11 protein-coding genes and 1 tRNA gene are annotated in these 14,645 nt (G+C 42.3%); all 12 read left to right on the top strand.

The annotated features are described in order from the left end of the window. On the top strand, positions 1–1,179 hold a 1,179-nt coding region (gene tuf, locus MKL38_RS09690; protein ID WP_215901186.1), incomplete at its 5' end, for an elongation factor Tu. Positions 1,180–1,239: 60 nt separating this feature from the next. Next, positions 1,240–1,315: transfer RNA gene (locus MKL38_RS09685), tRNA-Trp, on the top strand. Positions 1,316–1,390: 75 nt separating this feature from the next. Further along, complete coding sequence (gene secE / locus MKL38_RS09680) at positions 1,391–1,831, top strand: preprotein translocase subunit SecE (RefSeq protein ID WP_004640737.1); 441 nt, start codon at positions 1,391–1,393, stop codon at positions 1,829–1,831. 7 nt (positions 1,832–1,838) lie between these two features. After that, a complete protein-coding gene (gene nusG / locus MKL38_RS09675) occupies positions 1,839–2,372 on the top strand; it encodes a transcription termination/antitermination protein NusG (RefSeq protein WP_003654499.1) in 534 nt (177 codons plus the stop codon). A gap of 109 nt (positions 2,373–2,481) precedes the next feature. Continuing rightward, entirely contained in the window at positions 2,482–2,910 is a 429-nt protein-coding gene (gene rplK, locus MKL38_RS09670; RefSeq protein ID WP_005037262.1) for a 50S ribosomal protein L11, read from the top strand. Positions 2,911–2,913: 3 nt separating this feature from the next. Continuing rightward, the gene (gene rplA, locus MKL38_RS09665) at positions 2,914–3,609 is read left to right on the top strand and encodes a 50S ribosomal protein L1 (RefSeq protein ID WP_003654501.1); all 696 of its coding nucleotides are present in this window, start codon (positions 2,914–2,916) and stop codon (positions 3,607–3,609) included. A 315-nt stretch (positions 3,610–3,924) separates the two neighbouring features. Next, positions 3,925–4,431, top strand: coding sequence for a 50S ribosomal protein L10 (gene rplJ / locus MKL38_RS09660; protein ID WP_005037259.1), 507 nt, complete (start codon positions 3,925–3,927; stop codon positions 4,429–4,431). 48 nt (positions 4,432–4,479) lie between these two features. After that, positions 4,480–4,845, top strand: a complete 366-nt coding sequence (rplL, locus tag MKL38_RS09655; RefSeq protein ID WP_005037257.1) for a 50S ribosomal protein L7/L12 — start codon at positions 4,480–4,482, stop codon at positions 4,843–4,845. A gap of 305 nt (positions 4,846–5,150) precedes the next feature. Next, complete coding sequence (rpoB, locus tag MKL38_RS09650; RefSeq protein WP_005037255.1) at positions 5,151–9,239, top strand: DNA-directed RNA polymerase subunit beta; 4,089 nt, start codon at positions 5,151–5,153, stop codon at positions 9,237–9,239. Between the two features lie 86 nt (positions 9,240–9,325). Continuing rightward, entirely contained in the window at positions 9,326–13,519 is a 4,194-nt protein-coding gene (gene rpoC, locus MKL38_RS09645) for a DNA-directed RNA polymerase subunit beta' (protein ID WP_017391399.1), read from the top strand. Positions 13,520–13,689: 170 nt separating this feature from the next. After that, entirely contained in the window at positions 13,690–14,055 is a 366-nt protein-coding gene (locus MKL38_RS09640) for a DNA transfer protein p32 (RefSeq protein ID WP_270903143.1), read from the top strand. A gap of 218 nt (positions 14,056–14,273) precedes the next feature. Beyond that, positions 14,274–14,630, top strand: a complete 357-nt coding sequence (locus MKL38_RS09635; RefSeq protein ID WP_056483208.1) for a hypothetical protein — start codon at positions 14,274–14,276, stop codon at positions 14,628–14,630. Positions 14,631–14,645: the final 15 nt, after the last annotated feature.

Here is a 14,645-nt window from a genome sequence, read left to right as displayed (position 1 = left end):
AAGTTTGAACGTAATAAGCCACACGTAAACGTGGGCACAATCGGTCACGTTGACCATGGTAAAACAACTTTAACTGCTGCGATTGCAACTATTTGTGCAAAAACTTACGGCGGTGAAGCGAAAGATTACTCACAAATCGACTCAGCACCTGAAGAAAAAGCACGTGGTATTACAATTAATACTTCACACGTAGAATACGATTCTCCAATCCGTCACTATGCTCACGTAGACTGCCCGGGCCACGCCGATTATGTTAAAAACATGATTACTGGTGCTGCTCAGATGGACGGCGCGATCCTTGTATGTGCTGCGACTGATGGTCCAATGCCACAAACTCGTGAACACATCCTTCTTTCTCGTCAGGTTGGTGTACCTTACATCATCGTATTCTTAAACAAGTGTGACCTTGTTGATGATGAAGAATTACTTGAATTAGTAGAAATGGAAGTTCGTGAACTTCTTTCTACTTATGACTTCCCAGGTGATGACACTCCAGTTATCCGTGGTTCTGCGCTTAAAGCGTTGGAAGGCGATGCTGGTCAATATGGTGAGTCTTCAGTTCTTGCTCTTGTTGAAGCGCTTGACTCTTACATTCCAGAACCAGAACGTGCTATCGACAAAGCATTCTTAATGCCAATCGAAGACGTATTCTCTATCTCTGGCCGTGGTACAGTAGTAACTGGTCGTGTAGAAGCTGGTATCGTGAAAGTAGGCGAATCAGTTGAAATCGTTGGTATCCGTGATACTCAAACAACTACAGTTACTGGCGTAGAAATGTTCCGTAAATTGCTTGACGAAGGTCGTGCAGGCGAGAACTGTGGTGTTCTTCTACGTGGTACTAAGCGTGAAGACGTACAACGTGGTCAAGTACTTGCTAAACCAGGTACAATCAAGCCGCACACTAAATTCGATGCAGAAGTATACGTACTTTCTAAAGAAGAAGGTGGTCGTCATACTCCATTCCTTAACGGTTACCGTCCACAGTTCTACTTCCGTACAACTGACGTAACTGGCGCAATCCAATTACAAGACGGCGTTGAAATGGTTATGCCAGGCGACAACGTTGAAATGTCAGTAGAATTAATCCACCCAATCGCAATGGACCCAGGTCTACGTTTTGCGATCCGTGAAGGTGGTCGTACTGTAGGTGCTGGTGTTGTTGCGAAAGTAACTGCATAAGCATAATATAGTGACGGATTACGTCTCAGGTTGAGGGCTTTGGCTCTCAACTTGCATTATAGGTCAGTAGTTCAATTGGTAGAGCGTCGGTCTCCAAAACCGAATGTTGGGGGTTCGAGTCCCTCCTGACCTGCCATATTTTCAAATAAAAAGCTTGATGCTGGCTTAGTTGTTCATATAATAAGTCGCGAGTTCTACGACGAGTACAAAAATGTCGAATGATAAATCGCGTGACGCATTGAGCGACGCGCCAATTCCTCAAAGAAATAATTCTGCTGAAGTTGTTCGTTCTGGTTCGCCTCTAGATATTGTTCTATGGGTGATTGCGATTGCATTATTGGTTTTAGCTGTTATGGCGAATCAGTATTTACCAGCGCATTGGGCACCTGCAAACAATATTTGGGTGCGCGTTGGGGCAATTTTTGCTTGTATCGTTGTGGCTTTAGGTTTATTATACGCCACCCATCAAGGTAAAGGCTTCGTTCGTTTGCTAAAAGATGCACGAGTCGAATTGCGTCGAGTAACTTGGCCAACAAAACAAGAAACAGTCACTACATCGTGGCAGGTTCTATTGGTTGTAGTTGTTGCATCATTGGTTTTATGGTGTTTTGACTATGGTTTGGGTTGGTTAATTAAGTTGATTATCGGGTAAAAGAGCTATGAAACGTTGGTACATTATTCATGCCTACTCTGGCTATGAAAAACAAGTGTTACGTTCACTTACAGAACGAATCCAGCGTAGCGCTGTTGCTGATAGCTTTGGTGATGTCCTTGTTCCTACCGAAGAAGTGGTAGAAATGAAGGATGGTAAGAAACGTAAATCTGAGCGCAAATTCTTTCCTGGCTATGTGTTAGTTGAAATGGAAATGAATGATGATACTTGGCATATCGTTAAAGAATGTCCAAAGGTTCTAGGTTTTATCGGTGGTACACCTGAAAAACCAGCACCAATCACTCAGCGTGAAGCGGATGCGATTCTTGCGCGTGTACGTAATACTGGTGAAGCACCACGTCCTAAGACGATGTTTGAACCAGGTGAAGAATTACTTGTTATTGACGGTCCATTCACAGACTTTAAAGGTGTGGTGGAAGAAGTTCAATACGAGAAGTCGCGTTTAACGTTGACGATTAACGTATTTAATCGACCAACTCAGGTTGAACTCGAATTTCGCCAAGTCGAAAAAACGATTTAATCTTAATTGGTTGAAAAACGCCCGATTTTATCGGGCATTGTTGTTGTAATAAAAGTGTAGCGTAAACATTGGGGAGCCTAGCGGCGTTTGTACCCAGAGGTATTTTAAAATGGCTAAGAAGATTGACGGCTATATCAAGCTGCAAGTTCCAGCTGGTAAAGCAAATCCATCTCCACCAATTGGTCCTGCATTAGGTCAACGTGGTGTAAACATCATGGCATTCTGTAAAGAATTCAATGCTGCTACACAAAAAGTTGAACCAGGTCTTCCAATTCCTGTAGTGATCACTGTGTACAACGACAAGTCGTTCACATTCATCATGAAAACTCCACCAGCTTCTATTCTTCTTAAGAAAGCTGCTGGTATCCAAAAAGGTTCACCTGTACCAAACAAAACTAAAGTTGGTAAGTTGACTCGTGCTCAGTTAGAAGAAATTGCGACTACTAAAGAACCAGATTTAACTGGTGCTGATTTAGACGCACGTGTACGTACCATCGCTGGTTCTGCACGTTCTATGGGCTTGGAAGTGGAGCTATAAGACATGGCAAAGTTAACTAAACGTCAAAAAGCCATTGCTGCTGCTGTTGAAGCAAACAAAGTTTACACTTTGGAAGAAGCGGTTCAAGTTCTTAACAGCTTACCTGCTGCGAAGTTCAAAGAATCTTTAGATGTAGCTGTAAACCTTGGTGTAGACCCGCGTAAATCTGATCAGGTTGTTCGTGGTGCGACTACATTACCTGCTGGTACTGGTAAAACTGTACGTGTAGCAGTATTTGCTCAAGGCGCGCAAGCAGAAGCTGCTAAAGAAGCTGGTGCAGACATCGTAGGTTTTGATGACCTTGCTGAAAGCATCCAAGGTGGAAACCTTAACTTTGATGTTGTAATCGCTGCTCCTGACGCTATGCGTGTTGTTGGTAAGCTCGGTACAATCCTTGGTCCACGTGGTTTAATGCCAAACCCTAAAGTTGGTACTGTAACTCCTGATGTAGCGAATGCTGTTAAAAACGCTAAATCTGGTCAGGCTCGTTACCGTGTAGACAAAGCGGGTATTATCCATGCTGCGATCGGTCAGTTAGGCTTTGATGCTGCTGCTATCCGTCAAAACGTTGAAACCTTAGTTGCTGACTTGAAAAAGTTAAAACCTGCAACTTCTAAAGGTGTGTACATCAAAAAGATCACTTTGAGCTCAACTATGGGTCCTGGTCTTACTGTTGATGTAAGCAACGTTTCTAACTAAGTTTAAAACTTAGTCAAGAATTTTAAAGTCCTGATTGAGGGCAGGGTATAAAAAATCATAGATTTTTTATACCCATTCAAAGTAATGCTTTGTTTCCTCACTCATCAGGCGGACTTTGAATTGATAAATGTAAATTTATCAGCGTCAAAGACCACAGGCGAAGAGACTTCTTTTGAATATCTTCTTAATAGCCCAGCCTGCGTAGACGCGGTGGTGTGATTTATTCCTCCTCCGCGTGTAAGTCAAATCTTTGTTGACTTGCGAATTGGGAGTGTACTTTTTTGAGTACATAAATCACCGTTAGGAGGTTTTACAATGGCTCTTCTTATTGAAAGCAAAAAACAGATCGTTGCTGAAGTGGCTCAAACTGCTTCTACAGCGTTCGCTGCCGTTGTTGCTGACTATCAAGGTTTAACTGTTGAGCAATTAACTGCTCTTCGTGTTGAAGCTCGTAAACTAGGTGTTGCTACACGTGTTGTACGTAATACTTTGGCTAAACGTGCTCTTCAAGATACGCAATTTGCAATCTTGAATGACAACCTTGTTGGCCCAACAATCTTAGCATTCTCAACTTCTGAAGACGATATGGGCGCAGCTGCACGCTTGTTTGAAGAATTTGCTAAAACTAACAAAGCATTTGAATTAAAAGCTGCTGCATTTGACGGCAAACTTTATCAAGGTGCTGAAGTTAGCGTTATCGCAAACCTTCCAAACCAAGAAAAAGCGCTTACTATGCTCGCATCTGTTCTTCAAGCTCCTATTTCGAAATTGGGTCGCTTACTTACAGCGCTTCAAGAGAAAAACGAGTCAGAAGCTGCTTAAGCTTAAATCTACTTCCACACCATTCAATACCCATTTGGAGTTAATCTCATGGCTTTAACAAACGAAGAAATCCTAAACGCAGTTGCTGAAAAAACTGTTCTTGAACTTGTTGAACTTATTTCTGCTTTTGAAGAAAAATTCAATGTATCTGCTGCTGCTGTAGCTGTAGCTGCTGCTCCTGCTGCTGCTGCTGCTGAAGAACAATCTGAATTCAACGTTGAGTTGACTTCTTTTGGTGCTAACAAAGTAGCTGTAATTAAAGCAGTTCGTGAAGCAACTGGCCTTGGTCTTAAAGAAGCTAAAGACCTAGTTGAAGGTGCTCCTCAAGTTCTTAAAGAAGGCGTTTCTAAAGAAGAAGGCGAAGAACTTAAGAAGAAACTTGAAGAAGCTGGTGCTACAGTTACACTTAAGTAATTGTAAAAGGAGTCGGTTTTTAAATCGGCTCCATAAAATGGCTGATGGCTCTTGGGTCATCAGCCTTTTTGCGTTACAATAATCGGCTCGATTTTTGTTTGTTCTGTACAATAATTGTCGTGTTTTAGAATAATCAGAGTAATTTCAAATGTTTACCAATATTTTTCTTTTTAAAAAATATTGTTAAGCGTTTTAATACCACTAAAAATTGCAGCATTTGTAAACAGTGGTGGCCATATCGGCCTGTGTAATTCCTTCTGAGCCCGTTCTGCAGGCGGGCTTGGTTTACTTTCCGAGGACTCCAGATGGCATACTCATATACCGAAAAGAAACGGATCCGTAAGAATTTTGGTAAATTGCCCCAAGTAATGGAAGCACCGTACTTACTTTCGATCCAGGTCGATTCGTATAGAACGTTCTTGCAAGGTGGCAAATCTCCAAAAAACCGCGAAGATATCGGTCTCCAAGCCGCATTTCGTTCAGTTTTCCCTATAGAAAGTTATTCTGGCAATGCTGCTTTAGAATTTGTTGAGTATAGCCTTGGTAAGCCTGAGTTTGATGTGCGTGAATGTATTTTACGTGGTTCGACTTATGCGGCACCAATGCGCGTAAAAATTCGTTTGATTATTAAAGATCGCGAAACTAAATCTATTAAAGACGTACGTGAACAAGAAGTCTACATGGGTGAAATGCCACTTATGACAGACAATGGTACCTTTGTGATCAATGGTACTGAGCGTGTAATCGTATCTCAATTACACCGTTCACCTGGTGTGTTCTTTGATCACGATAAAGGCAAAACACATTCAAGTGGTAAAGTACTTTATTCTGCACGTATTATTCCTTACCGTGGTTCATGGTTAGATTTCGAATTTGATGCAAAAGATTTAGTTTATGTACGTATTGACCGTCGTCGTAAATTATTAGCAACTGTTGTGTTGCGTGCATTGGGTTATAACAATGAACAAATTTTGAATTTGTTCTATGAAAAAGTACCTGTATATCTTGATATGGGTAGCTATCAAATTGACCTCGTTCCAGATCGCCTGCGTGGCGAAATGGCGCAATTTGATATTGCAGACAATGATGGCAAAATCATTGTTGAGCAAGGTAAACGTATTAATGCACGTCACGTACGTCAAATGGAAGCTTCTGGTTTAGCTAAGCTATCAGTTCCTGATGAGTACTTGTATGAGCGTATCACTGCCGAAGATATTACTTTACGTAATGGTGATGTGATTCCTGCAAACACATTGTTAAGCCATGAAGTTATGGTGAAACTGGCAGAAGGCGGTGTTAAACAGTTCAATATCTTGTTTACGAACGATATTGACCGTGGTTCATTTGTTGCTGACTCATTACGTGCTGACACAACTTCTGGTCGTGAAGAAGCATTAGTTGAAATCTATAAAGTAATGCGTCCAGGCGAGCCACCAACAAAAGAAGCTGCTGAAAACTTATTTAATAACTTATTCTTCTCTTCTGAACGTTATGACTTATCTCCAGTAGGTCGTATGAAATTCAACCGTCGTTTGGGTCGCCCATACGAAGTTGGTACTGACCAGAAGTCACGTGAAGTAGAAGGTATTTTATCGCACGAAGATATCATCGATGTATTACGTACATTAGTTGAGATCCGTAACGGTAAAGGTGAAGTCGATGACATCGATCACTTAGGTAACCGTCGTGTACGTTCTGTTGGTGAAATGACTGAAAACCAATTCCGTGTTGGTTTGGTTCGTGTTGAACGTGCTGTTAAAGAGCGTTTAAGCCAAGCAGAAACAGATAATTTATCTCCGCAAGATCTCATTAACGCAAAACCAGTTGCAGCTGCAATCAAAGAATTCTTTGGTTCAAGCCAATTGTCTCAGTTTATGGATCAAAACAACCCATTATCTGAGATTACACATAAACGTCGTGTTTCAGCGCTTGGACCTGGTGGTTTAACGCGTGAACGTGCGGGCTTTGAAGTACGTGACGTACATCAAACTCACTATGGTCGTGTATGTCCAATTGAAACGCCGGAAGGTCCAAACATTGGTTTGATCAACTCGCTTTCTGTTTATGCAAAAGCAAATGATTTTGGTTTCTTGGAAACACCTTACCGTAAAGTGGTAGATGGCCGAGTAACGGATGCTGTTGAATATCTTTCTGCTATTGAAGAAGTAGGTACTGTTATTGCACAGGCCGATTCTGCGATAGATAAAGATGGTAACTTAACAGAAGATTTTGTTTCTGTTCGTCACCAAGGTGACTTTGTACGTATGCCACCTGAAAAAGTGACGCATATGGATGTATCTGCACAGCAGGTTGTATCTGTGGCTGCATCACTTATTCCATTCCTTGAACACGATGATGCGAACCGTGCATTGATGGGTTCAAACATGCAACGTCAGGCGGTTCCTACTCTACGTGCGGATAAACCGCTTGTAGGTACAGGTATGGAAGCGAACGTTGCACGTGACTCAGGCGTATGTGTGATCGCAAACCGTGGTGGTGCGATTGAATATGTAGATGCTTCTCGTATCGTTATTCGTGTAAACGAAGATGAAATGATTGCAGGTGAGGCTGGTGTAGATATTTACAACCTCATTAAATATACACGTTCTAACCAAAACACTTGTATCAACCAAAATATTATCGTGAATTTAGGCGACAAAGTTGCTCGCGGTGACATTCTGGCAGACGGTCCGTCAACAGATATGGGTGAGCTTGCGCTTGGTCAAAACATGCGTGTAGCGTTCATGACGTGGAATGGTTACAACTACGAAGACTCGATCTTATTATCTGAGCGTGTACTTCAAGAAGACCGTTTAACTTCTATTCATATTCAAGAATTATCATGTGTAGCGCGTGATACCAAGTTAGGTGCAGAAGAAATTACTGCCGATATTCCTAACGTAGGTGAAGCTGCACTTTCTAAACTTGATGAGTCAGGTATCGTTTATATCGGTGCGGAAGTTACTGCTGGTGACATCCTTGTTGGTAAAGTAACGCCTAAAGGTGAAACTCAGTTAACTCCTGAAGAAAAATTGCTTCGTGCAATCTTTGGTGAGAAAGCAGCTGACGTTAAAGACTCATCTTTACGTGTTCCATCTGGTACTAAAGGTACAGTTATCGATGTTCAAGTCTTCACTCGTGATGGCTTAGAAAAAGATGACCGTGCGATGGCAATTGAAAAAGCACAGCTTGATGCTTACCGTAAAGACTTGAAAGAAGAATACAAGATCTTTGAAGAAGCAGCTCGTGAGCGTGTAATTCGTTTGCTTAACGGCCAAGAGTCTAACGGTGGTGGTTCGACTAAACGTGGCGACAAGCTCGTTGAAGATATGTTGTCTGGTTTAGAACTTGTTGACTTACTTGAAATCCAACCTACAGACGAAGCAATCGCTGAACGTTTATCTCAAATTCAAGTGTTCTTGAAAGAGAAGAGCGCAGAAATTGATGAGAAGTTTGCAGAGAAGAAACGTAAGCTTTCAACTGGTGATGAGTTAACAACTGGCGTTCTGAAAGTTGTTAAGGTTTACCTAGCGGTTAAACGTCGTATTCAGCCTGGTGATAAAATGGCTGGTCGTCACGGTAACAAAGGTGTTGTATCTAACATTTTACCTGTTGAAGACATGCCACACGATGCTAACGGTGTGCCAGTAGATATCGTATTGAACCCATTGGGTGTACCATCTCGTATGAACGTGGGTCAGATTCTTGAGACTCACTTGGGTATGGCAGCTAAAGGGCTTGGTGATAAAATCGAAAAAATGTTGAAAGAACAGCGTACAGTTTTAGAACTTCGCGAATTCTTAGACAAGATTTATAACAAAGTCGGCGGCGAGCAAGAAGATCTTGATAGCTTAACTGATGCTGAAGTCTTAGCACTTTCAGGCAACTTACGTGCAGGTGTGCCTTTAGCTACTCCTGTATTTGATGGTGCTGAAGAAAGCCAAATTAAAGACTTACTTGAATTAGCTGATATTTCTCGTACTGGTCAAACAGTATTGTTTGATGGTCGTACGGGTGAACAATTTGATCGTCCTGTAACTGTAGGTTACATGTACATGCTCAAATTGAACCACTTGGTTGATGACAAAATGCATGCGCGTTCAACTGGTTCTTACTCACTTGTTACACAGCAACCGCTTGGTGGTAAAGCACAGTTCGGTGGTCAGCGTTTCGGTGAGATGGAGGTCTGGGCACTCGAAGCTTACGGCGCAGCATATACACTTCAAGAGATGTTAACTGTTAAGTCGGATGACGTTGAAGGTCGTACACGCATCTATAAGAATATTGTAGATGGCAACCATTATATGGATCCGGGTATGCCTGAATCGTTCAACGTATTGACCAAAGAGATCCGTTCTTTAGGTATCAACATTGAACTGAAAAATGGTGACTAAGTCGTAAGACTCACGATTTTTTAGGAAAAAACAATATTTGTGACCCAGTCGGGTAAGCGTTGCTTCCCGACACACGGAGAAAAAAATTGAAAGACTTGCTCGATATCATGCGTAAGAAAACGGACTCAGATGGTCATGCACCAATTGAGTTTGACCGTATCCGTATTGGTCTTGCGTCACCAGAAATGATTAAGTCATGGTCTCATGGTGAAGTTAAAAAACCTGAGACAATTAACTACCGTACTTTCAAACCAGAACGTGACGGTTTGTTCTGTGCCAAAATTTTTGGTCCAGTAAAAGATTACGAATGCTTGTGTGGTAAATACAAGCGTATGAAATACAAAGGCGTCATTTGTGAAAAATGTGGCGTTGAAGTAACTACAGCGAAAGTTCGTCGTGAACGTATGGGTCACATTGAACTCGCTTCTCCAGTTGCACATATCTGGTTCTTAAAATCGTTACCATCTCGTATCGGTTTATTACTTGATATGACGCTTCGTGATATCGAACGTGTATTGTATTTCGAATCATACGTTGTAACTGACCCAGGTATGACTCCGTTTGAAAAGTACCAACTTTTAACAGACGAAGAATACTTCAATGCACTTGAAGAACACGGTGATGAATTCACTGCGAAAATGGGTGCAGAAGCGATTCAGGACTTATTAAAAGATATCGATCTTGAAGCTGAAATCGCACGTTTACGTGAAGAAATTCCTCAAACAACTTCTGAAACGAAGTTGAAAAAAGCGTCTAAACGCTTGAAATTGATGGAAGCATTCAACGATTCAAACAATAAGCCAGAATGGATGGTGATGAATGTACTTCCGGTACTTCCACCTGATTTACGTCCATTAGTTCCACTTGAAGGTGGTCGTTTTGCGACTTCTGACTTGAACGATTTATATCGTCGTGTCATTAACCGTAACAACCGTTTGAAGCGTCTTCTTGATCTTGCGGCACCAGACATTATCGTACGTAACGAAAAACGTATGTTACAAGAGTCTGTAGATGCATTGCTTGATAACGGTCGTCGTGGTCGTGCAATTACGGGTTCTAACAAACGTCCATTAAAATCTTTGGCAGATATGATCAAAGGTAAACAAGGTCGTTTCCGTCAGAACTTACTTGGTAAGCGTGTTGACTATTCTGGTCGTTCGGTAATTACTGTAGGTCCTACTTTACGCCTTCACCAATGTGGTCTTCCGAAGAAAATGGCACTTGAATTATTCAAGCCATTCATTTTCGCGAAACTACAAGCTTCAGGTCAGGCAACAACCATTAAAGCTGCGAAGAAAATGGTTGAGCGTGAGACTCCAGAAGTTTGGGACGTTCTTGCTTCTGTAATTCGTCAACATCCAGTAATGTTGAACCGTGCGCCAACACTTCACCGTTTAGGTCTTCAAGCATTTGAACCTATTCTTATTGAAGGTAAGGCAATCCGTCTTCACCCACTCGTTTGTGCTGCGTTTAACGCCGACTTCGATGGTGACCAAATGGCGGTACACGTTCCATTGACACTTGAAGCACAGTTAGAAGCTCGTGCATTGATGATGTCAACAAACAACATCTTGTCACCAGCAAATGGTGAGCCGATCATCGTTCCTTCTCAGGACGTTGTCTTGGGTCTTTACTACATCACACGTGATGCAGTAAATGCTAAAGGCGAAGGCATGGTGTTTGCTGATACTCACGAAGTAAACCGTGCACTTGCAACTGGTCAGGTTGCGATTCATGCTCGTGTTAAAGTACGTGTGCATCAAACTGTTATCAATGAAGATGGTGAACGTGAACACGGCACTATTATTGTTGAGACAACACCAGGTCGCTGTTTGCTTTGGGAAGTTGTTCCACAAGGCTTAAGCTTTGACATGATCAACCTTGAGATGACTAAAAAGAATATCTCAAAGTTAATCAACTCTTGTTACCGTAAACTTGGTTTGAAAGATACAGTTATCTTTGCTGACCAATTAATGTACTTGGGCTTCCGTCAAGCGACTCGTTCAGGTGTATCTGTAGGTATGGAAGACATGTTAATTCCACCTACTAAGCACACAATTATTGATAAAGCAGAAACAGAAGTTCGTGAAATCGAACAACAGTTCGAACAAGGTTTCGTAACTGCTGGTGAGCGTTATAACAAAGTTGTCGATATCTGGGCGCGTACAAACGACCAAGTTGCTAAAGCAATGATGGATAACTTGTCTTATACCGTTGTGAAAAACAAACAAGGTGAAGACGAGAAGCAAAAATCATTCAACAGCATCTATATGATGTCTGACTCTGGTGCCCGTGGTAGTGCGGCACAGATTCGTCAGCTTGCTGGTATGCGTGGTTTGATGGCAAAACCAGACGGTTCGATTATCGAAACGCCGATTAAAGCGAACTTCCGTGAAGGTTTGACAGTACTTCAGTACTTCATTTCAACACACGGTGCCCGTAAAGGTTTGGCCGATACAGCATTAAAAACTGCGAACTCTGGTTACTTGACACGTCGTCTTGTAGACGTAGCACAAGATTTGGTAATTACTGAGCCTGACTGTGGTACAGCGGGTGGTCTAGTAATGACTCCATTCATTCAAGGTGGCGATGTTATCGAGCCATTACGTGACCGTGTATTAGGTCGTGTAACTGCTGAAGATGTACGTCGTGCGTCTGATGATGAAGTTGTATTACCTCGTGGTACGTTAATTGACGAAAAAATCGCAGCTCATCTTGAAGAAGCGGGTGTGGATGAAGTCAAAGTACGTTCAGTAATTGCTTGTGAATCTGCTTTTGGTGTATGTGCTAGATGTTATGGCCGTGACCTTGCACGTGGTCACTTGGTGAATCCAGGTGAATCAGTAGGTGTAATGGCAGCACAGTCTATTGGTGAACCAGGTACACAGTTAACGATGCGTACGTTCCACGTTGGTGGTGCTGCGAGCCGAACTTCTGCTGCAAACAGTGTTCAAGTACGTAACAAAGGTACTGTACGTTTCCATAACGTGAAAACTGTACAACATGCAAAAGGTCACTTGGTTTCAGTTTCTCGTTCAGGTGAAATTGGTATTGCCGATGATTTAGGTCGTGAACGCGAGCGCTATAAACTTCCTTACGGTGCAAGCATCTTGTTGAAAGATGGTGAATCTGTAGAAGCTGGCGGTATTGTGGCGACTTGGGATCCGCATACGCATCCACTTGTTACAGAAGTTGCTGGTAAAGCACGTTTCAGCCAAATCGCTGATGGTGTAACTGCAACATCAAAAACTGATGATGCAACTGGTATGACTACTGTTGAAATCTTACCTGTAACAGCTCGTCCTGCTTCTGGTAAAGATTTACGTCCTGCAATCGTGTTGGATACAACAGATGGCGGCGAACAGTTCTACTTCTTGCCACAAAACACAATCGTAACTGTTCGCGATGGCGAAACGATTGGTGTGGGTGACGTTATTGGTCGTGTACCACAAGAAACATCACGTACTCGTGATATTACCGGTGGTCTTCCGCGTGTAGCTGACTTGTTCGAAGCACGTAAGCCGAAAGAACATGCAATTCTTGCTGAAGTTTCAGGTGTTGTAAGCTTCGGTAAAGAGACTAAGGGTAAAAACCGTTTGGTAATTAGCCCTGATGATGGTTCTGAGATCTACGAAGAGTTGATTCCAAAATGGCGTCAAATCAACGTGTTCGAAGGCGAGCATGTGAACCGTGGTGAAACTGTTTCTGATGGTCCACAAAACCCGCATGACATCTTACGTTTGAAAGGTGAAGTTGCTTTAACTAACTACATCGTGAACGAAGTTCAAGACGTATACCGTCTCCAAGGTGTAAAAATCAACGACAAACATATTGAAGTTATCGTACGTCAAATGTTGCGTAAAGTTGATATCACTGATGGTGGCGATACAAGCTTCATCAAAGGTGAGCAAGTGGATTACATCCGCGTTGTTCAAGAGAACCAAGCTGTCTTGGCTCAGAACAAGTTCCCTGCGAAGTTCGAACGTCTATTGATGGGTATCACTAAAGCATCGCTTTCTACTGACTCGTTCATCTCTGCTGCATCGTTCCAGGAAACAACTCGTGTGTTAACTGAAGCAGCTGTAACAGGTAAAGAAGATGATTTACGTGGCTTGAAAGAAAATGTTGTAGTAGGTCGCTTGATTCCAGCTGGTACTGGTCTTGCATACCACCTAGAACGTCGTCGTCAAGAAGCAGAAGCTGCTGAACATGAGCTTCACAATGACTTCAGCGAAGTAGACCAAGCATTCAGCCAAGCATTAAACTCAGAACAATTCTAAGTTTAGACTGGCACTAAAAAAGGCACCTAAGGGTGCCTTTTTTATTTATAACAATTAAAAGTGGTAATTACAAAAACATATTGAAGAGCCATTATTTCATTACTTAAGCGGGATAAACCCTCCACAAAAACATATTAGGCTACATGCTTATGAAGACTGGAGTAAATCTAATGAAAAAAATGATGATGATTGTTAGTGTTGGCCTGATGTCAACAACTTTGCTTGTTGGTTGTCAAAATGCAAGCCCAGAAAGTAAACGTATTGGTTCAGCTGCGATTGGTGGTGGTGCAGGCGGGGCTGTAGGAAAACATGTGGGCGGTAATATTGGTGCAGGTTTAGGAGCGGCACTTGGTGCAGGTGTTGCAGCTAATGCAAAAGGGTCCAATAGTAAAACAGTACGTAATAGTGCAATTGGTGCCGGTGTGGGTGCTGTGTTAGGTGGCGTAATAATTGGTGGCGATACTGGTGCTGCAGCAGGCGGAGCACTAGGTGGTAGTGCAGGTGCAGCCTATGAAGAGAAGAAAGGGAAGTACTAAAAGTACCCTTAATAATGTTTAAACCTTAGAAGTCTTTATCTTATTAGAGACTTCTTTTTTATGGCTTTTTTTATAATTAAAATTTCAATGAATAGGTATAAAAGGAAGAGCTTTACAAAATATCAATCGATTAGGACAGACGAATAACACAATCTGATCAAATTCCTCATAAAAGAGGATTATGCTTTTTATTAGAACAGATAATAGTGAGTATGGTCATGAAAAAAACAATTGGATTAGTTTCTGCTGTGATGCTTTCTACGCTTATGCTTACGGGTTGCCAAAATATGAGTCCGTCTGACCAGCGTATTGGTGCAGCAGCAGCAGGTGGAGCACTAGGTGGCGGGTTAGGTAACCATGTAGGCGGTGGTGTTGGTGCAGGCTTAGGTGCAGCAGTAGGTGCTGGTGTTGGTTCAAATAGCCAAGGTGGTAGTAAGCAAACCACGACTAAGAGTGCGATCGGAGCGGGTATCGGTTCTGTGGTAGGTAAAGCAATATTGGGTGGTGACTCTGGTGCTGCAATTGGCGGTGCGATTGGTGGTGGTGCTGGTGCAGCGATTGAAGAGAAAAAATAAAAATTTAGCAAATTA

The sequence above is a fragment of the Acinetobacter sp. AOR14_HL genome (genome assembly GCF_027855175.1).
Classification (GTDB): Bacteria; Pseudomonadota; Gammaproteobacteria; order Pseudomonadales; family Moraxellaceae; genus Acinetobacter; species Acinetobacter calcoaceticus.
Note: the sequence above shows the minus strand (reverse complement) of the source record. Positions and strands in the feature narration are given on the sequence as shown.

What these genes read in the sequence shown, in the direction of transcription:
- secE (WP_004640737.1), top strand. Translation starts at nt 1,391, where the DNA reads ATGTCGAATGATAAATCGCGTGACGCATTGAGCGACGCGCCAATTCCT.
- nusG (WP_003654499.1), top strand. Translation starts at nt 1,839, where the DNA reads ATGAAACGTTGGTACATTATTCATGCCTACTCTGGCTATGAAAAACAA.
- rplK (WP_005037262.1), top strand. Translation starts at nt 2,482, where the DNA reads ATGGCTAAGAAGATTGACGGCTATATCAAGCTGCAAGTTCCAGCTGGT.
- rplA (WP_003654501.1), top strand. Translation starts at nt 2,914, where the DNA reads ATGGCAAAGTTAACTAAACGTCAAAAAGCCATTGCTGCTGCTGTTGAA.
- rplJ (WP_005037259.1), top strand. Translation starts at nt 3,925, where the DNA reads ATGGCTCTTCTTATTGAAAGCAAAAAACAGATCGTTGCTGAAGTGGCT.
- rplL (WP_005037257.1), top strand. Translation starts at nt 4,480, where the DNA reads ATGGCTTTAACAAACGAAGAAATCCTAAACGCAGTTGCTGAAAAAACT.
- rpoB (WP_005037255.1), top strand. Translation starts at nt 5,151, where the DNA reads ATGGCATACTCATATACCGAAAAGAAACGGATCCGTAAGAATTTTGGT.
- MKL38_RS09640 (WP_270903143.1), top strand. Translation starts at nt 13,690, where the DNA reads ATGAAAAAAATGATGATGATTGTTAGTGTTGGCCTGATGTCAACAACT.
- MKL38_RS09635 (WP_056483208.1), top strand. Translation starts at nt 14,274, where the DNA reads ATGAAAAAAACAATTGGATTAGTTTCTGCTGTGATGCTTTCTACGCTT.